1 protein-coding gene is annotated in these 652 nt (G+C 72.5%); it reads right to left on the bottom strand.

Features of this window, described 5'->3' with window-relative positions; translation table 11 throughout:
* Positions 1-527 (bottom strand): ABC transporter ATP-binding protein (locus tag NS331_RS25300; protein WP_058644621.1); only part of this gene is annotated, 527 nt, incomplete at its 3' end.
* Positions 528-652: the final 125 nt, after the last annotated feature.

The following is a 652-nucleotide window of genomic DNA, read 5'->3' as shown; positions in this document are numbered from 1 at the left end:
TACGGTCTCGTGGGCTCGTCCACCAGCATCACGCGCGGCTCGTGCACGAGAGCGCGGGCGATCGCCACACGCTGTCGCTGACCGCCCGACAGCTGCGCGGGGCGGCGATCGCCGAACCCGCCGAGGCCGACGGCATCCAGGAGCTCGTCCACCCGGGACCGCACAGCGGTGCGACGTTCACCGCGCCCTCGCCCGCCGAGCTCCGCCATCACGCGCAACTGCTCGCGCGCGGTGAGCGAGGGAAGCAGCTGGGGCTGCTGGAAGACGATACCGATCCGCTCTCGTCGCAGCGCCGTTCGTTCCGCCGCACTCAGACCGGTGGCGTCCACCCCGTCGACGATCACCCGGCCGGAGTCCGGGCGGATCAGGGTCGCCGCGAGCGCCAGCAGGCTCGACTTGCCCGAACCCGAGGGGCCGGTGATGCCGGTGACCACTCCCGGCCGGCCTTCGACCGTGGCGCGATCGACGGCGGTGACGCGGGTGTCTCCGTCGGGGTAGGTGAGGGTGACGTCGTCGAGAAGGATCATCGAGTGCTCCCGAGTGCGGTGAGGGGGTCGGACGAGGTGACGGTGCGCAGCGAGACGGCCGCGCCGAGCAGGCCGAGCGCGATCATGATCGCGGCGGGGGCGAGGGTCGTCAGGGGGCTCAGGAC

This window comes from Pseudacidovorax intermedius (assembly GCF_001476815.1).
Classification (GTDB): Bacteria; Pseudomonadota; Gammaproteobacteria; order Burkholderiales; family Burkholderiaceae_C; genus Xenophilus; species Xenophilus intermedius_A.
This window is presented reverse-complemented; position numbering and strand designations above follow the sequence as displayed.